We start from the raw sequence: 24,643 nt of genomic DNA on the forward strand, positions 1-24,643 counted from the left end.
TGATATGGATTTTTATATTCCGTTGATAACGTATCAGGTATATCAATCCTCCACTCCTATTTCACATGTTGTTTTTCATTGGGATTGTACACCGTAGCCGGTTCAAACCCGATAAACATTCCATCGTATGCTTTCTTGGTTTCTTCGATTGAAGCCAATGAATCCATTTCAAGCTCTTCTCCCAACTGGTAAATATAGCACGGTTGATAAGTCATGGAATCAGCCCAATACTCCGTCCAGTGTTTCCCGCCGACTTCCATCCAACCGTCATTGTCTATGTCACCGTAAATCACCGAATCGTGGAAATAACTTCCTCCTTCTATGTAATCGTTGCCTGCCAACACTGAATCCACCAAATGTATGTGCTCTCCGTTCATGTACAAGATGTACCAGATATTGGGTGAAGGACGGTCATTAATCATCAACAACACATACGTGACTTCCGACTTCGGGACGGAATACACATGGCATGTCTGCCAATCGTTATCAATCTCCAAGTCCGTGGCATAAATCAAAGAGTCACCCCAATAAACTTTAGCCCCGCCGTATGTGTTCTCGTCATAAAACTCACCTAACTCCAGATACAATGTCCGTCCGCAGTGCCTGCCAATCCTTACTTTTTTCCCCGTGGGATAATGATACACCGTATCGGTGCCCTGCCCGTCGTTGCAAGGCAATTTTAACAGTCCGGCATGCAACTCGTCAAACTCATCTTCAACTTCCGTTCCGTCCACAGAATCCATTTCGACATCGGTCTTATTCGATTCCGGTTTCAACGGCTTCTCCTCATGACTGGTTTGCATAGTCCTCCGGTTTTCTTTCGACTGCCCGGCACGTTGAAAACAGGAAACACAGCAGCACATAAGAAAGAACCAAGCCAAAGTCCTCATCATATTCATCATTTTAAATCTTTCAGCGACCAACTGTCCACCCAACGGATGACCGGCGTACCGTCGGCTTCAAAGTCTATCGGCAACCATATATGACGGGAATTTTTCAGGCTCTGCGGATTCCAACGGTCGGCCATGAACACGAAACCGTCCTCCGTGCCTTCTACCTTAAAAATATACGTACCTTGTGTATGGAAAGACTTCTTGGCATCTTTCCCTACAAAAGGAGAAGGAAGCTGCTCCCATGGCCCCCACAAAGAAGCGGCCTTGAACATGCGGGCTTCATTCGGTGCCCAACCCGTACAGCCACTCGTAATCATCCAATACACGCCGTCATGCTTAAAAATGGTCGGAGCCTCGTTCTGCCCGCCCGGCGCGATACGTACATACCGTCCGGTGTAGTCTAAATAATCGTCCGTCAGTTCAGCCAAGTTCAACGTCAGGTTCTCCTCTGCCGAATAAATATGATAGGCTTTACCGTCATCGTCCACGTACACGGTCATGTCCCGACTCATCTGTCCGCCCGGTACGTCGCGCGCCAAAAGCAACCCCTCACGAATCGCTTCACGCCACTCCGGCGTCCACCATTCCTTATAGTCCGCTTCCTTCAGTTTCTTGGCTTTTCGGATGTCACGGCGCGAAAAGTCCGTCGGCCATTTGCCTGCATTCGGGCGCAAAGAACGGATAAACCGGAACGGCCCCACCGGAGAATCGCTCTCGGCAAAGCCCACACGGGCGGCCGCATAGCCCTTCCCTTTCAGTTCCAGATGGAACAACATCACAAACTTCCCTGTTTTAGGATTGCGTATCACCTTGGGACGCTCCATGATACAGCCCCGTTCTATGTCGTGCCCGGCCTCCTCGGAAACAGCCAAAGCCACTCCTTCGTCTTCCCAATTCATCAGGTCGGAAGAAGAATAGACCTCTACGCCCACTTCGGTGGTAAACCCGCGTGCAGGCCGGTTCTCGCCATACCAATAATACTTACCTTCATGGAACAACAGGCCGCCCCCGTGGGCATTGATGTGTTCCCCCTTCCGGTCCGGCCATTCCTGACCCGGAGTAATACGTTCCAAAGACTGGGCACCTACCGATGCCACCATCACAAGTCCCCATACACAAAAAATCAAAATTCGCTTTAGTTTCATCCTATATTGCTTATCAGGTTAATCATTTCATACCTCTCGCTTTGTAAATACGTTCTTTCGCATTGTTGATTTGCTGGAATTTCTCTTCCGCAGCCCGCCGCACATCTTCTCCTAACGTCGCCACGCGGTCGGGATGATGTTTCAGAGCCAATTTGCGGAAAGCCTTGCGCACCTCTTCGTCCGTGGCCGACGGCTCTATTTCCAGTACTTTATAGGCATCTGCCAAAGATTCGCCTTTCAAATTGAGCATGGAATCCACCTCTCCGGCTGACAACTCCATGGCCAAAGCCACTTCACGCAACGCCGTTATCTCTTCCGCACATACGTTCCCGTCGCTTTGCGCAATCCTTACCAAGAAATTCAGCAACTGCAATCGCTCGCCGTAGTTCAGATGTGCAGCAATCTGTCTGCCGCAATCGAAAATCATATCCCGAAACGCCACTGGAGACACACCGTCCAACCGTTTGGCCTCATCGAAGAGTTTCAGCAAAATTTGTTCCCCCTCCTCTACCGCGCTCTCCCCGAAATTCGCACGGAGAAAACGACGGACGAATTCCATTTCGCTGTGCATGATTTTCCGGTCTGCCCGTATCACGTAAGAGGCCATCACCAACATCGAAAACAAAAAGCTGTTTCGCTGCCCCTGTTCATAGCGGGCTCGCCCCGCCTCATCCGCTTGCAAATCCTCTTGCATGCCTACAGCTTGCTTGTCAAACCACGAACCGATAAAATAACCGGCCAGTGCACCCAACGGGCCCATCGTCATGAATCCCATCGCACTGCCTATCCATTTTCCCAATCCCATATTATATTCATTTTTATTTGGAAAACCCTAACCATGGAAGACGAGTACAAAGACGCATGAAAATATCGTTTCCCGATTGGCCATGCCTACCCGTCCCCTGCCTTCGTACGGGCAAAGATATAAAGTTTTTTGCAGAAGACCGGAAAAACGGGTCCTTTTTCTTTCCACGCCCTCGGCGACACACCGTTCCTACCGTTGCTATAGATGAAATATAAAAAAGGGAGAATACCCCATCGTGAGCATTCTCCCTTTCACATTATAATAGGTTTCCGTAAACTGTCCGGCTTACATCATGCCGCCCATGCCACCCATTCCGGGAGCACCCATCGGCATATCGGCTTTTTCTTCCTTCTTGTCGCAGATGACACATTCGGTAGTCAAGAACATACCGGCAATAGAAGCGGCATTCTCCAAAGCCACACGAGTCACCTTGGCCGGGTCGATGATACCGCTGGCTTTCATGTTCTCGTATTTGTCCTCACGGGCATTGTAACCGAAGTCGCCTTCAGCCTGGCGTACTTTCTCTACAACCACCGAACCTTCCAAACCTGCATTCTCCACAATCTGACGAAGAGGCTCTTCGATGGCACGTTTTACGATATTGATACCTGTGGTTTCGTCTGCATTGGCACCCTCCAAGCCTTCCAAAGCCTTGATGGCGCGGATGTATGCCACACCGCCACCCGGGATGATACCTTCCTCGATAGCTGCACGCGTTGCGCACAAAGCGTCGTCCACACGGTCTTTCTTCTCTTTCATTTCCACCTCACTCGGCGCACCGACATAGAGCACAGCCACACCACCGCTCAACTTAGCCAGACGCTCCTGCAACTTCTCTTTGTCGTAGTCGCTGGTAGAGTTGGCAATCTCATTCTTAATCTGATTGACACGATCCTTGATGAGTTCGCTCTGCCCGTGACCGTTGACGATGGTCGTGTTATCCTTAGAGATAGTCACCTTGTCGCAAGTACCCAACATTTCGATGGTAGCCTGCTCCAACTTCAAGCCCTTCTCTTCGCTGATGACCACACCGCCCGTCAGCACGGCAATATCTTCCAACATAGCTTTGCGACGGTCGCCGAAGCCCGGAGCTTTCACGGCACAAATCTTCAACTGGCTACGCAGACGGTTCACCACCAAAGTAGTCAACGCCTCGCTGTCTACGTCTTCGGCAATCACCAACAACGGGCGACCGCTCTGCACTGCCGGTTCGAGGATAGGCAGGAAATCCTTCAAGTTGGAAATCTTCTTGTCGTAAATCAAGATGTAAGGATTCTCCATCACGCACTCCATCTTCTCCGTATCGGTCACGAAATAAGCCGACAAGTAGCCACGGTCGAACTGCATGCCTTCCACCACACCGATAGTAGTGTCGCGTCCCTTGGCTTCTTCGATGGTAATCACACCGTCCTTGCTGACTTTCTTCATGGCTTCGGCCAAAAGTTTCCCGATTTCCGGGTCATTATTGGCACTGACGGTAGCCACTTGTTCTATCTTGTTGTAATCATCGCCCACCTGTTCAGCCTGGCCTTTGATGTGCTCTACGACTTTGGCCACGGCCTTGTCGATACCGCGTTTCAAGTCCATCGGGTTCGCACCGGCAGCCACGTTCTTCAAGCCCACGCTCACAATACTTTGCGCCAATACGGTAGCCGTGGTCGTTCCGTCACCGGCATCGTCACCCGTTTTGCTGGCCACGCTCTTGACCAACTGCGCACCTGCGTTTTCAAACGCATCGGCCAACTCTATCTCCTTGGCTACGGTCACACCGTCTTTCGTAATATGCGGCGCACCGAATTTCTTTTCGATAATGACGTTACGTCCTTTCGGGCCGAGAGTAACCTTTACCGCATTGGCCAACTGGTCCACGCCGTTCTTCATCAGTTCACGGGCTTCTATGTTGAATTTAATATCTTTTGCCATGATTCTATTCCTTTCTTTTGTCTATTATATATTAATGTATAAAACGAAAAATTATGCCAACACAGCCACCACGTCGCTCTGTCGCATAATCAAATATTTCTTGCCTTCGAATTCCAGTTCCGTACCGGCATACTTACCGTACAGTACGGTATCGCCTTCCTTCAAGACCATCTCTTCGTCTTTCGTACCTTTACCCACTGCAACGATAGTACCTTGCAACGGTTTTTCCTTGGCGGTGTCGGGAATGATAATACCACCTACTGTCTTCGTCTCTGCCGGAGCCGGTTCAATCAGCACACGGTCTGCTAATGGTTTAATGCTCATAATGGATAAATTTTATAGTTGTACATTTTAAAAATTCTACTCCAATCCATACGAAAAACATGCCAAAGCTTCAGGACTGACACTTTGGCACACTTTCACTGCGCGCACCCCCGAAAAACGGCAGACTTTCTGCCAACCTTACTTCTGTGGCTTTATGTCACACAAGTGTGTTCAATAACCAAATACTTAACAGTTGAAAGTCCCGTCTCGTTCAACGATTATCACCAGGCATTAGCATGTATCCTGTCTTCGATACGGATTTCCTTTTGTTTAGGAAGGAAAGCACCCTTTGCAGGATATCCGATAGCCAGCAAACAAATGAACTCGTAACCTTCCGGAGCTTTCACTATTTCCTTTATCTTGTCTGCCTCGTCGCCCACGGGAATATGGAATACAGCCCCAAGCCCTTCGCTGGTAGCAGCAAGCAACATGTTCTCCAACGCGCACCAAGCCGAGGCAAAGTAATTAAGCGAACTCTGTTCCACGGGCTTCAACAGTGGATGTGTCTGCTGACGGAAGAAAGGGATAATAAGCAGCCCGCTCTCCATCAACATTTTCTGTTGTTTGGGCAGTGCGTCGGCAAACATCGCCATCTTATCCTTGTCGCCCGACTCATCCACCTCGAACACAAGCTCCTTAAACGCGGCCATATTCTTGGCAAGCGGGGCAATCACCTTGGCAATGTTCTCACGGCCGCGCACAACGACAAACTCAAGCTGGCGCAAATGATCGTTGGTTGGAGCTTTGAATGCCGAACCGATAACTCTTTTGAGAACCTCGTCGCTCACTTCCCGGTCAGAGAAATCGCGATACGTGCGACGTCTTTCCAATACTTCGTAAAAATCCATAGTGTCATTCGTTTATAGGTTGAACTTATTTGTCATTAACAATGGCAAAGATAGCGTTCTTTATTGTGGAGATTTTGCCTTATCGTATCAAATAATTGTCGTACATTTGCATATACAAAAATCTCAGATATGGAAGATGTGGTAATCCCGTATGAATTACCGGAAACGGAAAATCATTCTTTCTTTTTCATAGACCAATATATAGATACGAGACTCGAGGCAAAGTTGCACCGGCATGACGCTTGGGAATTGTACTATGTGGTGCAAGGGCGCGGAGCAAGAATGGCCGGCGACACTTTACTGCCTTTTACTGAAGGAAATGTAACTTTAATACCTCCTTCCATGCACCACCATTGGAACTATTCCCCGTCGTCCGCCGACGAGAAAGGGCACGTCCACTACCGGATGGTGGCCTTCAAACATTCCTTTGTATTGAATTGTATGGAAACTTTCCCGGAATTACGGAACCGGCTTACCGGAATGACCTTCCCGACCGAAGCATTGACATTCGGAACGGCAAGCTCACGTCTTATCCGACACTCACTGACCAAAATGGATGGATTGGACGAATTAGGAAGGTTATGCGAAATGTTCCGGTTGCTTCCCATCCTCTTCACGGCATCAGACTACACATTCGTCGGCAAACCCATGCGGATAGAACGTGACGTGCGGCGCATGCAGCAAATCTGCGCCTACGTCATGGCTCACTATATCCATCCGATTTCATTAGACGACATCGCAACCGAAATAGGAATGAACCGCTCCGCGTTCTGTTCCTACTTCAAACGTCACAAAGGCATGACCTTTTCACAGTTCGTCACACGATACCGGTTGGACACCGCATGCAACCTGCTGACGCATTCACAAAACTCCGTATCCGAGATTTGCTATTTGGTGGGATTTCAGGATGTCCCCCATTTCGTGAGAGTATTTACAAAAGAGAAAGGAATGTCTCCGGGAAGATACAGGAAAAAGCATTAATCCGCCCGTTTTATTCGCTAAATCCGACAATATTCCGTAATTTTGCAGAAAGCAACAAACGATGAAGCTACGACTGACCTATCTTGCCGTATTCCTCATAATCCTTTCCGTACTGGCTTTCCTCCCCTAAACGGGAGGCTATATCTGGCAGCCGGAAATTATCAATCCGTTGTCTGCGTTGCTGTTTACGCTATTGGTCTATCTGACCGGTCACATCGCCCGCTCCGCCCAAAGTGCCACCGGAATCCTTTGCACGGCCATGTTTGTCCTGCTGTTCTGTCCGGATTCGCACGAATTTTTCAACCGAGACGAAACAGCCGTCATGACTCTCTCGTCCACTTGCATCGTCCCGTTCTTCATTTCGCAATATACCCGTATTTCCAATAAAAATTTCAAATACGGCTACTTCCTGATGTTGTTGATGGGTATCTTTTGCAGCTATACGCACGACAGCATCACGATTCCGCTCTGCGCCAGTTTCCTCACACTGTCCTATTTGCAGCGCGACCGGCTGTTTCGCCTGGCCTGCTGGCCAATGGTCATAGGGTTTGCCATCGGCACCACACTCTGCCTTTTACAGTCCACCTTCTGGAAACAGTCATCATGGAGCGACCTGACCGCCTTGTCTTCCCAAACGGCAGACGGTTTCACCCAACTGTGGGAGACCAAAGTGTTCATGTTCGCCACCCTGCTCACCATTTATTTCTTGTCTTCACGGAAAAAACGGAAACGGCTATGGCGCATCTCCCGCGAGCACAAACTTCTGACTTATTGCTTGTTGTATTCTTTCTGCGCCATTCCTTTTGCTCCGTTGGGAATAGACAGTGCCATCTCCGGCGTATGTTTCTTTTGCATGTTCTGGGCGTTGTTCCTGTTCCAACAGCTTTTAGTCCTGTTTCGCGAACACCGCCGCAAGAAACTCAAACCACGAACCTGAACGGTCAACGTTCCGGCATCTGCCACTCTTCGAGGTCGTAAACAGCTTCCACGGCCTCTTCCACACTGTCCGGCAAAGACGGGAAAAAATCTATCCCCGTGATGCGCTCCACTTCGTCCACCGAATTGACATATGCATCAAGCGGACGGTTACCCGACTTATTCTTATAGATAAAGCCGATGGCCTTCAGCGGCTCCGGACAAAACACAACCTTATAGAAAGCCTCGGGCACCGTAACCCGGCTTTGGCCGATATGCCGATGCTGTCCACGGTAGAGAACAGGCCCAGCCACCACATACAGTCTCCCGTTTTCCATCGTCCAGTCGCGGCAAGCTTCTTCCAATTCTTTCCAGTCGCCCCGGTTCAGGTTATGGTCTTGCGGACAAACGTTCGTCATGTAAAAGCTTTCGCGCATGGCTTGTTCATCCCATTTATTGTCTGCTGCCGGACAAAGATGTCCGCGGTCATAGCCCGAGCGTTTGTAGTCTTCCGTCGTCACGGGATGAGCCACTTCGGGGTCGGGCAGGAACTTGTCGTAACGGCTCACCGTCTCCTCGAAACGTTCGGGTGTCAATGTCCAGGCCACCCAGTTCGGTATTTTAGTTTCCGCATTATAAGAAACCGTATAACCCGTATGGCGAATCACTTGGCTGTTTCGTTCCCGGACCAATTCCGGCAATCCCGGTTCCATATCCTCCGTGCCGGACGAAGGACTGCTACCGAAAACCTGTCCGTTCGTTGCCTCCGGTAAGAAGCGGTCTCCCGTCCACTGTTCCACATAATCACGCAGACGGTCGTAACCACCCGTCAAGACCACTACGGCAGCCGCCAAGCCGCCGATTATCATTTTCAGTTTCATTTTTTCGATTTCAGTTTGCTTATTTTCCGTTTAAGATTTCCGTTCTTTGGGACGACGGAGCGTACGCACCCAAGATTTATCCCACTCCGCCACGCGGAAGGAATCCACGATTTTCTGTATGGCCTTGTTTTGCGTCTCGTCGTCCAACCGCCCTCCAGCCAACAACGGACGCGTCTTCTCCGGATATTTGGCAAAGCAAACAGACACGGCCCATGCTACAGCCATGGACGCGTAATATCCGCTTGGACGCACTGCCGCGCAGGCCTCCAGCACGCGGTCGATAAAATCGTCCGTGACAAAATGTGCCAAAAGCATCACTACGGCAAAACGTTGGGAAAAAACTTCTCCGCTATATAAATAAGGCTGCAAGAATGCCCACACCTCCTCACGGTGTTTTCGTACGAATTTGAATCCCGAACAAGGGGAATCGCACAAAGCCCAATCGTTGATTTTACGCACATAGGCTGTCATGCGGTCTATCTGCTCCTCAAACGGCATCCGAGCTGCCCCCGTCACGTAACCCTGCAACATGACTTCTTCGAACGTGTCGTCCACAGCCTCCTCCAAATAAGTACGCCAATCTCCCTTGGCAATCTCTTTGGCCAACGCCCGCAGCACGGGCAGACGCACACCTACCACGGGGCGGGCACCAGGCATCAACGAAGTCACAAAAGCAGCATACCGGGCATCGGCATGCGCCGCCAAAAAGTCCTTGATTTCTTGACAAACCATATTATTGCATCAAAAAGTTCCTTTATGGGCAAAAGTACGGAATTATCATGAGACAGCCAACAAAACATTTTCTTATATCCATAGTTTAAACCAAAAAGAGGGGTGCAGCGAGACTCTCCCTGCACCCCTTACATTCAGACCGTACGCTTACCAGATCTTCCAATCGTCATCCAGACTCATAAATTCCCCTTCATAGGGATTATCATCCGGATCTACGCTTCCACCTTCTCCGGACACCAATCCGGAAGTACACAACATGGCATTCCCACCTATCCACACTTCTTGCATGCGTGGTGACATATACTTTTTCTTCATATCAATACACAATTATTTTTTCATTATCAATAATATAAATCCCTTTCGCAAGCCCGTCAAGTGCGGTTTCACGTTCTACACAGGAACGCACGCAAGTTCCGGATAACGTGTACACGTCGACACGTCCTGAAACCCGTACCGCCTCCGGATGATCCACCGTCGTCGTAACGCCGTTAATCCACAAACGCGACGCGACAGTTGCCACAGAGCCTGCCAAATCGAAATAAGCCCGGAATCCCGGAAGTACGGCCTGTCCGCCTCCCAAGGCAATACGGGCATCAGGAGTCACTCCATAAAAACCGGAGGCCGACATACGTCCCGAATAATTCCCCACAAAGCGCACCCCGCCATCTGACGTTTCCGGTTGTGCGGAAACGGGCAGCAGCGAAACGTCCGAAAACAAGACTTCGCCGGAAGCCTCCCTTTGCGTTGTATATAATAAATAAGGTGTATGAGCCTCCCCACCTTCCACCGGAGAGAAACAGAGTTTCCCGTCCTGCAAGCCATCGAAGCCGTATAATCCGGCCTCATCGCCGAGAACTTCCCGCACGGCTTGGCAGGACAGGGCGAACGGCAAGCAAACGGTGTTCCAATCGGCTGCAAACGGGGCACGGCGCAAGGTAACGCTCCCCGCATCGACCGGACAAGAGAGCGCGAAAGGATATTCCTCATCCAATATGACCTCCGCACAAGTCCCCGACTCACCATCCATCCGGACGATATTTGTCCCGACCGTACCGGAAGTTAGTTCCAGCAGTTTGCACTCCTTTTTCACGTAACAGAATGCATTGGGATTGGCACACGACGGGGCCAGTCCCAAGCTATCCGCACCGGTAAGGCTGATACCCGTCAGCCGGTTGTTTCCGGCCATCTGGGCGTTCATCTCTTCCACCACCCACGAAGGCAAATAGCCAGTCAACGATGAAAGGTCGGGATTCTCGTCCGTCTTCAACGGAGAATCGCCCACCGTCACGTAGGAGGACGAAGGCCCCGGCTGCACGTCCGAAGTCCCGGTAATGGTCAGTACCGTGCCTTTCACATATATCGGGTACAGCCCCGGTTTCATATCTGAATCGGTCAGATAGTACACCTTCATGATTTCCCCTTCATAACCGTTGATGCGTGTGGCATCATTGGGGCTGACCACAACCCTGTACCATCCGTTGGACAAATGGTTCCAAGCCACTCCATGCTTGAACGTCACTATGCCACCGCGTGAAGAATGCGGGAAACGGTCAAGGTTCAGCTCAAAAGGGTTCAGCCCGTCGGTATTGTCCAACGCCATGCCTTCCGGCAATAAAATATCTAACTGGAAGGCCCAATAAATGTGGCTGTTGTTCATTTTCACACTGAAACAGGCCATATCGTCCGTTGTCATCCCTGGCTTTGCCTCGAAGGGCACCACCTGAATCACGTCCTCCGCACGTCCTGCCACCACGGAAAAAGCCAGCAGCCACAACATTACAATCTTTTTCATTTCTGTCATCTTGCTCATTTGTTTATGTTTTCATCTTCCAATACGACTTCTATCACGCCCATGGCATCGGACACGTCATACGCCCCGTCGCCGTTCATGTCCGCCACTTCCGGTATGAACGTTTCCGTTTCCTCCTCTATCACATGGGTAATCAGGTTCATCTTGTCCGACACGTTCACCACTCCGTCGCCATTGGTGTCCCCTTGGTCGAACACATATATCCGGCCGTTGCGGGTTGAAGCCGTCAAATGGTTGCCGTCGGGTTCCGTCACCGACACTTGGTTGATTTTCACTTGCCGCGACTGTCCGGCAGGGAAGGTCTCCGGCACGCGTACTTTAAACTGGAACATCCTCGCGTTGCCCGGAGAAAGCCTGCCTCCCGTCAGCGTGAACACATAAGACGTGTCCGAGGTCGCCACAGCCGAGACGGTATATCCTTCCGCTTTCGGTGACATCTCCACCGACTCCATGTCCGGCACCAAATCCACCGGGAAAGTCAGTTGGAATGTCATGTCACGCAATTCGTCCAACGTACTCATGTAAACCGGATAATCCACGGTCGTACCGGGCATGCCCACCACCGACATCAGGTAAAACGCATATTTCAGGTCTTCCGGCGTGGAAGGCTCGGACGGGCTGTCCGGACAGTAGACGAATTCCGCCCGGAAATGCACGTCGGCCTTTCCCATGGTGTAGGAAAAAGACGGTAACTCCGTATAAGGCTCGCCATCTTTCCACCAACGCACGAACTTGTAACCCGTATTCGGGTATGCACTGATATACGTACTTTCCCCTTCACGGCAACGGCTTGCCCCCGACACCGTGCCTCCTTCCGTGGCTTCATAATACAAATTATGAGACAGCACCGGATCGGACGGTTCCGACGGAGCCGACGGGTTGAAACGGAATTGTGCCGTCAGTGTCTCGGATTCCGCCTTGGTCGTATAAGTGAAATCCTTTTGGGTGGACACGACCGTCCCCTTGGCATCTGTCCACTGCACAAACTCGAAATTCGTTTGGCAGTTGGCCGAAAGGCGTACGGACTGACCGGCTTGGTAGCGTCCGCCGCCGCTTACAGTCCCTCCCGTACCGGCCACGACGCTCAATGTGAAATATTGCACAATGGAAGGGTCGGACGGTTCCGAGGGCGAACCGGGAGAGTAGGTGAAACGAGCCACCAACGTATCGGGCTTCGTCCCCTTCACGAAATTAAAGGAAGAAGAGGAAGACAAAAGCTTGCCTTCCGTGTCCGTCCAACACTCGAATACGAAACCGCTGTTCGCGGAGGCACTGACCCGAACGGACTCGCCGGGCACATGGCGGCCTCCTCCCGAAAGCCGCCCACCGTCCGACGGCACGGCCTGCAACACCAACGGCACGGGAGGCACGCCGGGTTCCGACGGGCTGTCGGGATTAAAACCGCTTTGCCCGTAGGCCGCCAGGCCACACAACAGCCCGGCTAAGCCCAAAGACATACATTTAAAACTACACATAAGCCTACATTTTTCAGTCTACGACTATTTTCACCACTTGTCCTGCCGCATGCACGAGGTAAATGCCACGGGACAGGCTCACCCTGTAGCTTCCACCGTCGGCCGTTCCTTCATGTGCCAAACGCCCGTCCGGCGTATAAACCTTCACGCTGCCGGTTGCGTTCTCAAGGCACAGTCCCCCGTCCACGGCCTTCACCGACATTTTCGCGCTGGCAGCAGTACCGATGCCGGTCTCGCCGCCAACCTCAACCTTCAGTTCAAACCGTGCGTCATCCTGTCCTGCTTCTGCCGTAAAGTGGTATTCCCCGGTGGAGAGGTCGGTCTCAGAACCCGTCTGATGGTCTATCAGCCAAACCTTATCCCCGTCTCCACGGGAAAGAGCGAAAGTGTAAGCCCCGTCCTGAGGCGCATAGAAGCCCAACATCACCCGTCCGTCCGACACGGGACGCTCATTGATGGCATACGTTGTCCCGTCCGCATCCAATGAATACACTTGCGGCACAGACTGGTCCATGCTCATGAACTTGGAAGCGTCGCAAGCCATGTCATACCCCTCCGTACGTTCCGCGTTGAACACCACACGGGTATGGTCGGACTTGTCTCCGGCCTGCAATTCCAGATCTATCAGTCGACGTGGGAGCGGCATGCCGCGCAAAGCCGGACGAACATTGACTTGTTGTGTACCGATTTCCGATGTCACCTGCCGCCCTTCGAGCGGGAAAGAAAGTGAAGACACTTCCTCAGGACACTGCACGAAAAACGCCTGGTTGGGCATCAAGGCATATTCGTCGTCGATGATGGAATAAGCGTCATAACGCTGTGCGCTGACGTTCCACACCGTGATGGGGGCGGTGAAGTTGATATGGTTGATGTTATAGAACGTCTGGTAGGGATTGCCTACGAGGTTCCAACCTTGGTCGGAAGCCGTTTCTGAAGGATGGGCTTCAAGAGCCTTGGCAAATTCCTTGTAGGCCACGACGTACTGTTTGGTTTCGTTGTCCAAGGCATGGAAGTTCAACCAAGCGTCCTTGTTAGCTTGCAGGATAAAGCCCGTGCCGGCCGTAATCACGGTATCTGCGTCATAGTCCTTCCAACTGTTTCCGGCACCGTCGGCTGCACGCAAGCTTCCATCGTAGTAACGCACTGCCATTTGCACGTCCGAAGCATGCTCTATCTCAGACACTTTGAAATCGAAAGGCAGACTGATGAAGTACCACTTGTTACCGGAAACATAATATCCGTGCACATAGTCCCCTTGTATCTCCATGTCGCCGCAGTTACTCAATAAGGTTGCAGTATTGTTATTGTCATTCCCGTTGGTTTCAGTGTAAAGGTCGTGGAATGCCATCGGAGTGTCGCCATTCACTTTCAGGCTACCGCTTCCCCGGACAGACATGTCGGGGCATCCTTCGAAACGGTCACGCGCATTCAAGACCAAAGGTTGGTAGATTTCCCAAGCCTTCACTTCGGCCGTGCCGAACCCTTCTATGTTCCCGTAAGTGTACCAATATTCATCCAGTTTGTAGGAGTTGACCAAATAGGAAGGCACTTTCAGGGTGACTTGCTTTTTCAACGATTCCGCCACCAGATTAGAACAATCCACCATGGTGGGCGAACGCAGGACGACCGTCTCCAACTTATTGCAATTATCGAACATCCCTTGGTCTACGTGGTACCAAGATACCGGCAACTCCGCATACACCAGATTGGGACAGTTGGAGAACGGGGATCTGCTGAGGAAAACCAACTCCTTTGAATGCAAAATCACCGTATCGTTCTTTATCCCGGAGAAAGCCCAAGGCCCGATGCTTTTCAAACTTTCAGGAAAATAAGTTATCGTCAAATTAGGAGAACTGAAAGCACCTTCTCCCACGGTTTCCAACTTTTCCGGCAGGCGCAGGCTGTCATCCAACACCGCACAGTCGCTAAATACCCTACTTGGTATTTCCTTAATATCTTCAGGCAGGGATATGGATTCCAAGAACGGACAATGCCAAAAAGCACCTTGTCCTATCTTCGTAACCGTAGAAGGCAAAAAGGCCTCCTTTACAACAGAATATTGAAATGCATATCTTCCTATCTCTTGTAATCCTTCCGGAAAAACGATATCTGTTACATTGGTAAATCTAAAGGCTCCTTCCTCAATCACTTCCAACGTCGGAGGAAGCTTGATTTCATGGAAAAACGGCCAGTCTCCGTTACCATCTCCATAAGTGTCTGTACAACGGAATTGTTCAAACGGGATCTTCGAAGTCTCCGCTTCGCTTAAGTCTAACGAATAAAGATTGCCCATCATGGAAATCTTGGCCCAGTCGTCATCGTTCATCTTTCCGCTTACCTTCAAGCGGCGCACATCATTCAGGTGATTGACATGGTAAAGTACCTCCGTACCCAAACTTCCGGGTTCCAACAGGCTTACGGCAATGGACGGGGTACGTTCCACACCGATATACTCAAGTCTTACAGAATGCCCACGTCCCTCAGCTATCCACTGCCATTCTATGGTATGTTTACCCGGAGAAAGCTTTTCAAAATAACGATGCCCATCATGACCTGAAGATATTTGCTCATCATTCCAAAATTCACGTACAGGAACGCCATCCACCAAAACAACCAAACGTTCATTTGCATTCAATATTTGTCCACCCACCACATAAGAAAAAGTAGACTCTTCATCCACTGTGACTTTCGCCGTTAGTTTTCCACCTTCTCCTGATATATATCCATTGGACTCCTCCCACGGATTCTCCAAGTCATTCTCAAAGAAGATAGGATAGTCCGACCATTCGGGAACTTCCACCTCCTGTGTCAGCTCAAAGGAAGATGTTAAGACATTCGTGGCCTCAACCAATTCCTCCACCGTACTTTCCGCATCCGCATAAACGGCTTCAAACTTCTCCACGTCGTAGCCGTAACCATCTGTGGCCTGCAAGGCGCTATACAGATTCAGTTTGGCGCAATAATAATCCCCCGCATCGCCGTCTACCAGTTTCCAAGACACGTGCGCAGTGGAAGGCAAGTTGGGATACACCATGGTGTTCTCGCCTCCGTCCCATCCTAAGAACTGGTCGGCATTATAATACGAAGAGGATTCATCCGTCTGGATGGTATAGGTATCCCCGGAAAGCGTGATGTCCCAGTTACACGCGCTGTAAGACGCAGAAGAATAATTTCCTCTTACGTCCGTCTGCGAACTACGGTACAAATAGTCTTGCGTGGAAACAAACTGCACATTGTAACCGTTCTCCCCGGCCTGCGTCACGATGACTTTTGCACCGGTGTCGCCAAAGGCCACATTATAATTGTCCGCCGACAAAGTAAGGAATTTCCCCGCCCCCGTATTATAGAAGTAATATTCTTGGCCGGGTGTCAGGGTTGTAAAATCCGGAAAGACGGGAGCTTCCCGGTCGGCGGCTTCAGCGTACACCGCCCCCACGCTTGCCACGACGGCAAGCACTACATGTTTGATTGTTCTCATTTGTTTCTTTTTTAGATGTGATTAAATTTTACTTGGCTTTTTGAATGGATAAAAAGAAAGGCGAGAACTGTCTTTCCGCTTACTAACCACTCTGGGAACCGCCAAGTCACCCTCACATCCTAATAAGCACAGACAGTCCACGCCTTGCGGCGTGAACTCCGTTTTACTTATCCCCGGATATTGAAATTGGCGGTTTCAGAGTGATGAGAATAAGAAACTACGTTCTATTTATGGTTCTTGTTCCGTTTCAGACAGCCTCCCTTCTTCACGGCATGCTACGGCTTGGCCGCAAACATCCCCAAAGGAAATACGTCTTTTTCTGGTTCTTGTTATTTCTATTTTTAAGTTAGACATCGGAAGCCCCTCATCCGGCCTGCTTCCCTTTCCACTCACCCGCAGAAGTTTCCCCCTGCTTCACGCCCGGGCATCTGGCACCCGGACGAAATACATTGCAAAGAAATGTATTTTTCGTGAGAACTCATAATTTTTCGCACTCTTTCTCACTGAAAGGCCTAAAAAACCACACTTTAAAATGCCCCTATTCTTTTTCAGCACCAGCTTTCCCGTTCAGCCTTTTCTTCACTATGGCCGGACAGCCTGCCGCAAGGGAATCGTCGGGAATATCTTTCACCACCACGCTACCGGCAGCAATGACGCAGCGATTCCCGATGGTCACTCCCGGACAAACCACCACGCCACCGCCCAACCAACAGTCTTCACCGATGGTAATGGGATAGGCAGTTTCTTTCGGTTCGCGACGTTCCATGTAATCAATAGGATGTTGGGGCGTGTAAAACTGGCAACAAGGCCCCACCTTCGTATTCCTCCCGATGCGGACGTAACCGGCATCGAGCATCACGCAATTATAATTCACAAACACATTTTCGCCCAACACGATGCCCGTGCCATGGTCGCATTGAAAAGGAGGGTTAACCACAGAAGTGGACGGTATGCCGGGTATCAGGTCTTCTATCGTCTTCCGGTAATTCCCGTCGTACACGGTCATCGTCCGCATTCGGGCACACAGCGTGGCAGCACGCTCGAAACTCTCTTGCAACTCCGGCGCGGCGAAGCAATAAAGTTCCCCGCTGCGCATCTTTTCCATTTCCGTCTTCATATTTTTCCCTTTTGTCTTGTTCTTCAAACGCAAAGTTAAGAAGAATCCGGTTGAGATAGTAGAAAACAATACAATAACTTTCAAGCAGGACCTAAAACAACAGACTGACCGTCTCCCACCTGCCACCAACCTGAATCACGCAATTCAACCTCATCCCGAAAACAGCCGCAAAAAACCGTCCAACACCCCGGCAGACACCTTGTTTTCAATCTGCGCCAAACGATTTTTCAATCTCAGCCGAACGAAAAATCGTTTGGCTGAGATTGAAAATCGCTCTTGCCGAGCCCGAATTCAAGGTCAAATGTCCTCGTTCCAATAGCCACTATACGAAATACTCTGCGCATTACTCGGAATTAAGATAATATCCGCCCTTCCGCTCTCGTATCCCGTCACGGTAAACTTATACACTACCGGCACCTTGCGCACGCTGAACTCCACACGCTTCCCCTTGTCGCCCACATCACGGGTCTTGACGTCCTTCGCCGGAAGGGCGAAACGCAGGCCGTCGTCGTTCATTGCCGGTTGGTACACCCTTCCCATATAAGGCAAATACACAAAAGCGGAATCATTACGCAATGCCACTCCGTAACCGTATGAAAGCGTACGTGCCGGATAAGATACCGGCATCATATACGTCACAGCCACATTAAAGCTGTCGGCATCGAAAACTTTGGCGTCCTGTGAGAAAACCGACATCAGACTCCCCCATAAACAAACCGCCGACAATACCAATCGCTTGCCCATCATTTTATTCTGTCTTTAAGTTGCACTTCTATCTAACCAATAATTTGCCGGCTACAGCCTCTTCCGTATCTTCCAATTCCAAACGGTAATAATATATTCCGGGTTTCAGTCCACGTATTTCGACTGTCCCTCCATCCATGCGGATATCTGCCACCTTACCGCCGTCAGCCGCATACACGTAAAGCCTGTCTGCCCGTCTGCTGCCCGTCCAATAGAAGGCAGCCGTACCATCCGACACACGGACATCCAACAGGCCACTCTTGGCTGAGCGCACGCTTTCTCCTTTCAGAGTGGTACAGTCCAAATAATCGGGATGGAGATATAGGCCGTCCCCGTCCTCATAACAACAGATAAGCCTATGACGGGCATATAAAGTCCAAGTCCTGACATCATAAATCGGCGACTCACATGCCATGAATCCCCGAAGAGAACCAATTCCTTCCACCCATACCTCATTTGAATCCTTTCCTAAGTACAAACGCCTACGAGCTATACCATTATAGTCAGCCGTGTCCACGCCTGTTACATAAGTCGTATCATATTCTATTATTTTAGGTTCATAATTCGTCACCCGGTCGTTCACTGTACTCACACGCACCACTACGTCCCCTTTTTCCAACGAAAAGTCATAACAACAGGCCAAGACACGCGGATAAGCGTCCTCTCCCCACGTTTCCTCACCCAACGTTTCCATCCAATAAATTTTCCGGTTCGCCTCTTGAAGGAAACCTACAAACTCACCATTCCTATACAACGAGAAACGCCCAGAAGAACCCTGAGCTGCCAAAGTGTACTGTACATGCTTTTTCCCCTCATAATCCTCATAATCCTCCTGATGCCATGACATCCTTTCGGAAAGCATCGGCGGCAGCTCATTCTTCACAAGTTCACCATTGAAATACAACGTTTTTCCATCGGCAACCACAGACAGCAATCGAGTGTTAATGATAGAACCGTCTGTTGCGAACTCACGCCACCTTTCAAAGAAACCACATTCGCTTCCGATTCCCTCGATCCATCGTTCTTCATTTACCAAACAATTGGTCTGCGCCACGTAAAGCACCCGGCGTCCTTCCACCGTATCTGCCCGCGTCACCGTCATCTCCTGCAAGACAGACAAATCCAGCCCCAACTCCTCTGCCTCCTCTTCATTACGGAAGATTCCAGGAACGCCATATTCCGCATAATAGAATTTGTCACCTACCTGCATAGAGAAGTCATAAAGCACACGGGGCACGGCTCTCCCCGTACCATCAGGCAACGGCTTATACCACACTTCCTTCCCAACTTCGCGAAAAACACCCTGAAGCCTCTCATTATAATACAACTTCTTCCAACTTTCACCCGCCAACAAAGTGTCCTCCCCTAAACGATAAAGGTCCATTCTTGTATGGTATCCTTTATGGGCAAAAATATTATCATGTTCATACGGCATATACCAACATGTCCCCGTCTTGGAAAACTCTGTCTGAGCCGTCAGCGAAGCGCACCAAACCATGGCCAGACAACACAAAAAAGTAAACTTTGTTTTCATAGGCATCTCCTTTCTTTAAAGGTTATAAAAAACGGCCTTTGCTGTTTGACTATAAAGTAACAACAAAGGCCGTTAAGTTGTACCCCGAAGGATTATTTTTTAATGATATTTATCATCTCGTCCGGTGTCAGGAGCGACTGTTCTCCCGTCGCCATATTTTTCAGTGTGACCTTCCCCTCGTTCATTTCATTCTCACCGACTATCGCCACGAAAGGCACCGCCTTGGCATTGGCATAGCTCATCTGTTTTTTCATCTTGGCACTGTCGGGATAAATCTCGCAACGCACTCCGGCCTGACGCGCCTGCGCCATGACGGGCAAACAATAAGCCGCCTCGGCCGCGCCGAAATTCACAAAAAGCAACTCCGTGCCCGTGACAGTCTCCTTCGGATAAAGGTCGAGTTGGTTCAGCACGTCGAAGATGCGGTCTGCCCCGAACGAGATGCCCACGCCGCTCACTCCCGGCATACCGAATATACCTGTCAGGTTATCATAACGGCCTCCTCCGGTGATGCTGCCGATTTCCACATCCAAAGCTTTCACCTCGAAAATGCAACCGGTGTAATAGTTCAGCCCTCGGGCCAAAGTCAAATCCAGTTCCATCGCGTTCCGCAGTCCTAAAGCCGATAACGTGTCGAGCACGAACTCACATTCCGCAATGCCCTTCAAACCGGTCTCACTCTCGGCCAGGACGTCTTTCATCACGGCCAGCTTCTCCTTGTTCGTTCCGCTCAGACTGATGATGGGCTGCAAACGGGCCACGGCCTCGTCACTGAGACCGCCGGCCTTCAGTTCGGCATTCACATTGTCAAGTCCTATCTTATCCAATTTGTCGATGGCCACGGTGATGTCCACAATCTTGTCCGCCGCTCCGATCATCTCGGCAATACCCGTCAGAATCTTGCGGTTGTTCAATTTGATGCACACCCGTATACCAAATTGGGTGAATACCGTATCCACAATCTGCATCAGTTCCACTTCGTTCAGCAAAGAATCGCTGCCCACCACGTCGGCATCGCATTGGTAAAACTCCCGGTAACGCCCCTTTTGCGGCCGGTCGGCACGCCACACAGGCTGTATCTGGTAACGCTTGAAAGGCATGGTCAGTTCGTCACGGTGCTGTACCACATAACGGGCAAAAGGTACGGTCAGGTCGTAACGCAGTCCTTTCTCACACAGACGGGCCGCCAGTTTGTTCGTGTTCGCCTCGCCCAGTTCTTCCGGCGCTATTCCGGAAAGAAAATTGCCGGAGTTCAGTATTTTGAAAAGCAGTTTATCTCCCTCCTCGCCGTATTTGCCCATCAACGTGGAGAGGTTCTCCATGGCAGGCGTCTCGATTTGCTGGAAACCATACAAAGCGTAAACGCCTCGGATGGTGTCGAATATATAATTGCGTTTCGCCATCTCCACGGGCGAAAAATCACGTGTACCTTTAGGTATTCCGGGTTTCGTAGCCATATTCTATATCCTTTTTATGATTCCTGCGCAAAATTACACTTTTTTTTCATACAACTTGTCATACGACTCGGAGATAATATGCCGGAATATAGTTTGCATCCGTTTTTATTTCTAACTTTGCACGAGATTAAAAGCATTCAAGCGTATGAAGTTTTTTCGAAAATCCGCCCCGGAAAAAATAGAGCAACCTGACTCGCCCGTACCGACTGTCTCCACGGACATTACGTCCACTATAACCCCGAACCTCACCCCTGAAGAAACCGCCCGACAGTGGTTTGCCGAAAAGTTCGGTACAGACATGCCCGAAGAGGTGACGCGGATGTTCCGCCAAATCGCACAGGCTGAAGCCAAACGGCAAAAGGCCGGCGAACAGGTGCTCGATCCCAACGAACTGAAACGCATACAAGACAGCATAAGGCTCTACAAGACCAAGCTGACCAACATTACGCAAACACTGAACGGCTTGCAAGCACAGAAAGAATGGCTGCACAAGTTCAAGGAACTGAACGCCACGTTGGAAAAGTACAGGCAAGCCTTTTTCGAAAGCAATAAGAACTACAGCGCTCATCTGAAGGAAATCAAGGAACTGGAACGCTTTGAAACCTTTGAAGCGGTACAAGGCAACTACCAGCATATCAAGGCGAAAGAAAACGTTCTCCAGTTCATACGCAAAGGCAGTGCATGGCATGCCGAGAAACTGACGGAAGCCCTATCGGCAGACAAGGAAAACCAAAAAATGGCGGAAATCGAAAACAAGAAATACCAGGAAGCATGGCACAACCTGCAACAGATACAGAAAACGCTGGCCGAAGGCTACCGTCTGCAAGCCGCCTTACGGTTCCACGAAGCTGACCTGAAAGAACTATCCGACTACAAAGAACGAATCGAACAAGCACTCTCCACTGTACAAAAACAAGGCAAGGAAACAGTGGAAGAACTTAAAAAGAACAAAGAACAAGCGGCACAGCAACAACAGCAGTTGCAGAACTTGGAATCGCAACAATACATGTTGGAAAGGGGGGAGGCCATACAGACGCGCCTAAATTTCCTGCAATCCCGTAAAAAACGCAAAGAACAGTTGCAAGCGGTGCTCGAAAGGACACTCAGGAAACAGCACGAACAAGACGAAAAGCTGAACAAGCTGTTTCTCTCCTCACAAGGCATCGACGCACAAATCAACACGTTGCAAAGCGAACTGCAAGTACACCAGAAAAGTATCGTGGGCATGAACAGCTATAACCTACAGCAACGGGCCATGGACCTGAAAAGCAAAAAGGAAATGCTGACGAACGCCACGCGGCTGTGGAAACAGATTGCGGAAGGATACAACCGCGTAGACGAGAAAAGCCAGGAAATCATGCGCATGCGCCATCATAATGATGCCCTGAAAGCGCAAATAGCCAAACTGGAACCGGAAACGGCCGGACTTCAAAGGCAATGCGAGGAACTGAAATACGCCTATACCCTCAGCAAAAGCCAAGATGTCATGCAACTGCGGAAGGATTTGCAGGAGGGGGTCAGTTGCAGTGTATGCGGCGCGACTCACCATCCCTACCATTCCGACACGCTCCTGGAACAAAGCAAACTCATCGGAGAAATCAAAATCGAATTCGAACAAGCTGCCACGGAACTGAAACACAAACAATCCCTCTTGGACGAGCTGAGAAGAGAGCAAGCCGTAGAGGAAGGGCGCATCGAAATGTGCCATCAGGCTTTGGAGACTTACAAACAGATATTACAGGATCACGTGGCGCACTGGGAAGACTTCGTTGCCCTGGACCGTTCCTTCAAAGACTGTTCCGCCAGTACGAACTTCGAGGGGCGACGCATCATGTTGCAACAGCTCATGGAAAAGACGGGAGTGGATGCCGAGGACGCCCAGAAAGAACTGGACACGTTCAATTACCACCAGTCCAACATCAACGCCCTCAACGAAAAAATCGCCCTGAAAGAACAGGAAAAGGACGAAATCGCCGTACGGCTGAATGAAGTGAACACGGGCTGCCAAGTCGTGGCCTACCGGGTGGAACAACTGCAACAATCCCTGTCGCGCACCAACGGCCAGTACAGCGAGCTGTTCGAGGAAATCGACAAGATGATGGCCATCTCCAACTGGTATAAAGTATGGACGGAAAACCCCGAGAACCTGAGAATTTATATCCAACAGCAGATGGAACGCTGGTTCAGCCTGAAAAAAGACATGGCCGAAACCAAAAACGAGACCATCCGCCTGCAAACCTTGCAGGAAACGACGGACCGGTACATACAGGCTTTGTGCAAACAACGGGACTTCATCAACGGAAAAATAGAACGGATGTCGGAATACCGGAACCAAATACACGAACAATTATACAAGATGTTCCGGGAAGGCGACGTAGAAGACTACAACAAAACGGTATTCGACACTTTATGTTCCTTGGAAGAACAAAAGGAAGAGGCCCGGCACAAAGCGGACGAAACACATGCCCAGGCAGCCCGACACCAAGGTTACAACCAACGTATGAACGACACAGCTCAGGAACTCGAAACGCAAATCGCCCAAGAGCGTTCGGAACTGGATATTTGGATCAGGAAATACAATGCCCTGCATTCTCCCGTGCAGTTCTCCGAACTGGAACAGACATTCAACTGCACGACCGACTGGAATGCCCTGAGGCAGGAAATCAGAACCCTCACGCTGCAAAACATGCTGGCCGAAGCACGGGCCGACGAAGCCCGTCTGGCTCTGGCCGCCCATCAAGTGAACGCCCTTTCGCAAGGACAGGACAAGGAAGACCGCACAGCGGCGCTGAACACTGAAATAGCACGGTTGGAAAGCGAACAAGACAATATTCTGGTACAAATAGCCGGATGCCAGGCCAAACTGGAAGCCCATGAAACCGGATTGCGGAAGCTGGCGGCCGGACAGGATTCCTCTATCATCTCATAAAGCGCATGTCACACTTATCCTTTCTTAAATTATGGCCGCTCCTGCTCATCGTCCTGCTCGTCGCGACAGGGTGCCGCTCCTCTCGTTCGCTGCGTGGGGAACGCTTCGTTTTGGTCGTCGATGCCGGACATGGCGGAAACGACCAAGGGGCCTCCGGGCGACGCTCGCTCGAAAAGGAAGTCAATTTAAAAGTAGCCCGACGCGTCTGCAAACTGATTCGCAAACAATGTCGCGACGTGGAAGTCATACAAACCCGCCCCGACGACGAGTTCATCAGTCTCAACGACCGGGCAGGCATGGCCAACTTCTACCGGGCGGATTTGTTTATCTCCATTCATTCCAATTCGGCCCGGGGATGGGCAGAAGGGACGGAAACGTTCATTCATCCTTCGGCACGCGGAAGTCGTAGCGAACGGATGGCTCGCCTTATCGAACAAGAGTATGTGAAAGCAGGACGGGAGAGCCGAGGCGTGAAAACGGCCAACTTCGCCGTATTGCGCAATACGCGCATGCCGGCCGTATTGACAGAAATAGGATTCATATCCAACCGCAGCGAAGAACGGTTCATGAACTCCCGTAAAGGCCAGAAACGTCTGGCACGCAGCATCAGCAACGCTTTCATCCGTTATCGGCGAAGCGTTCCATAATCTTC

20 protein-coding genes are annotated in these 24,643 nt (G+C 50.4%); 4 read left to right on the top strand and 16 right to left on the bottom strand.

Features of this window, described 5'->3' with window-relative positions:
• Positions 1-56: 56 nt before the first annotated feature.
• From HMPREF9441_RS16295 to HMPREF9441_RS16320, 6 genes are all read right to left on the bottom strand, one after another.
• Positions 57-803, bottom strand: a complete 747-nt coding sequence (locus HMPREF9441_RS16295) for a hypothetical protein (protein WP_244949817.1) — start codon at positions 801-803, stop codon at positions 57-59.
• A gap of 95 nt (positions 804-898) precedes the next feature.
• On the bottom strand, positions 899-2,038 hold the full coding sequence (locus HMPREF9441_RS16300) for a glycoside hydrolase family 43 protein (protein WP_008623029.1): 1,140 nt from the start codon (positions 2,036-2,038) through the stop codon (positions 899-901).
• A 22-nt stretch (positions 2,039-2,060) separates the two neighbouring features.
• Positions 2,061-2,843, bottom strand: coding sequence for a DnaJ domain-containing protein (locus tag HMPREF9441_RS16305; protein ID WP_008623030.1), 783 nt, complete (start codon positions 2,841-2,843; stop codon positions 2,061-2,063).
• 285 nt (positions 2,844-3,128) lie between these two features.
• On the bottom strand, positions 3,129-4,766 hold the full coding sequence (groL, locus tag HMPREF9441_RS16310; RefSeq protein ID WP_008623033.1) for a chaperonin GroEL: 1,638 nt from the start codon (positions 4,764-4,766) through the stop codon (positions 3,129-3,131).
• A 51-nt stretch (positions 4,767-4,817) separates the two neighbouring features.
• A complete protein-coding gene (locus tag HMPREF9441_RS16315) occupies positions 4,818-5,090 on the bottom strand; it encodes a co-chaperone GroES (RefSeq protein ID WP_008623034.1) in 273 nt (90 codons plus the stop codon).
• Positions 5,091-5,311: 221 nt separating this feature from the next.
• Positions 5,312-5,938, bottom strand: coding sequence for a nitroreductase family protein (locus HMPREF9441_RS16320; RefSeq protein ID WP_008623035.1), 627 nt, complete (start codon positions 5,936-5,938; stop codon positions 5,312-5,314).
• Between the two features lie 129 nt (positions 5,939-6,067).
• Between HMPREF9441_RS16320 and HMPREF9441_RS16325 the strand changes: the two genes are divergently transcribed.
• On the top strand, positions 6,068-6,919 hold the full coding sequence (locus HMPREF9441_RS16325; protein WP_008623036.1) for an AraC family transcriptional regulator: 852 nt from the start codon (positions 6,068-6,070) through the stop codon (positions 6,917-6,919).
• A gap of 169 nt (positions 6,920-7,088) precedes the next feature.
• A complete protein-coding gene (locus HMPREF9441_RS16330) occupies positions 7,089-7,856 on the top strand; it encodes a hypothetical protein (protein WP_009392330.1) in 768 nt (255 codons plus the stop codon).
• 4 nt (positions 7,857-7,860) lie between these two features.
• Here HMPREF9441_RS16330 and HMPREF9441_RS16335 read toward each other — a convergent pair whose 3' ends face one another.
• The 10 genes from HMPREF9441_RS16335 to hisS all read right to left on the bottom strand — a co-directional run bounded on the left by HMPREF9441_RS16335 (position 7,861) and on the right by hisS (position 21,062).
• The gene (locus HMPREF9441_RS16335) at positions 7,861-8,715 is read right to left on the bottom strand and encodes a DNA/RNA non-specific endonuclease (protein ID WP_008623039.1); all 855 of its coding nucleotides are present in this window, start codon (positions 8,713-8,715) and stop codon (positions 7,861-7,863) included.
• 30 nt (positions 8,716-8,745) lie between these two features.
• The gene (locus HMPREF9441_RS16340; protein WP_008623040.1) at positions 8,746-9,447 is read right to left on the bottom strand and encodes a DNA alkylation repair protein; all 702 of its coding nucleotides are present in this window, start codon (positions 9,445-9,447) and stop codon (positions 8,746-8,748) included.
• Between the two features lie 147 nt (positions 9,448-9,594).
• Positions 9,595-9,762, bottom strand: a complete 168-nt coding sequence (locus HMPREF9441_RS18690; protein ID WP_008623041.1) for a hypothetical protein — start codon at positions 9,760-9,762, stop codon at positions 9,595-9,597.
• Position 9,763: 1 nt separating this feature from the next.
• Positions 9,764-11,257, bottom strand: a complete 1,494-nt coding sequence (locus tag HMPREF9441_RS16345; protein ID WP_008623042.1) for a hypothetical protein — start codon at positions 11,255-11,257, stop codon at positions 9,764-9,766.
• Positions 11,254-12,732 (bottom strand): InlB B-repeat-containing protein, encoded by a 1,479-nt coding sequence (locus HMPREF9441_RS16350; RefSeq protein ID WP_244949818.1) that lies wholly within the window; start codon positions 12,730-12,732, stop codon positions 11,254-11,256. The genes HMPREF9441_RS16345 and HMPREF9441_RS16350 overlap by 4 nt, the downstream gene beginning before the upstream one ends.
• A gap of 13 nt (positions 12,733-12,745) precedes the next feature.
• Entirely contained in the window at positions 12,746-16,210 is a 3,465-nt protein-coding gene (locus HMPREF9441_RS16355) for a leucine-rich repeat domain-containing protein (protein WP_008623044.1), read from the bottom strand.
• A gap of 538 nt (positions 16,211-16,748) precedes the next feature.
• Positions 16,749-17,327, bottom strand: coding sequence for a sugar O-acetyltransferase (locus HMPREF9441_RS16360; protein WP_039865618.1), 579 nt, complete (start codon positions 17,325-17,327; stop codon positions 16,749-16,751).
• A gap of 297 nt (positions 17,328-17,624) precedes the next feature.
• The gene (locus HMPREF9441_RS16365; protein ID WP_008623050.1) at positions 17,625-18,074 is read right to left on the bottom strand and encodes a DUF4251 domain-containing protein; all 450 of its coding nucleotides are present in this window, start codon (positions 18,072-18,074) and stop codon (positions 17,625-17,627) included.
• A gap of 25 nt (positions 18,075-18,099) precedes the next feature.
• Positions 18,100-19,605 carry a hypothetical protein gene (locus HMPREF9441_RS16370; protein ID WP_244949819.1) on the bottom strand — a complete coding sequence of 502 codons (1,506 nt, stop codon included), beginning with the start codon at positions 19,603-19,605 and terminating at the stop codon, positions 18,100-18,102.
• Between the two features lie 92 nt (positions 19,606-19,697).
• A complete protein-coding gene (hisS, locus tag HMPREF9441_RS16375; protein WP_008623052.1) occupies positions 19,698-21,062 on the bottom strand; it encodes a histidine--tRNA ligase in 1,365 nt (454 codons plus the stop codon).
• A 145-nt stretch (positions 21,063-21,207) separates the two neighbouring features.
• On the opposite strand from hisS, the gene HMPREF9441_RS16380 reads away from it, so the two are divergent.
• Positions 21,208-23,991 carry a coiled-coil domain-containing protein gene (locus HMPREF9441_RS16380; RefSeq protein WP_008623058.1) on the top strand — a complete coding sequence of 928 codons (2,784 nt, stop codon included), beginning with the start codon at positions 21,208-21,210 and terminating at the stop codon, positions 23,989-23,991.
• A 5-nt stretch (positions 23,992-23,996) separates the two neighbouring features.
• Positions 23,997-24,638 (top strand): N-acetylmuramoyl-L-alanine amidase family protein, encoded by a 642-nt coding sequence (locus HMPREF9441_RS16385; RefSeq protein WP_008623059.1) that lies wholly within the window; start codon positions 23,997-23,999, stop codon positions 24,636-24,638.
• The last annotated feature ends 5 nt before the right edge of the window (positions 24,639-24,643 follow it).

The organism is Paraprevotella clara YIT 11840, from assembly GCF_000233955.1.
GTDB lineage: Bacteria > Bacteroidota > Bacteroidia > Bacteroidales > Bacteroidaceae > Paraprevotella > Paraprevotella clara.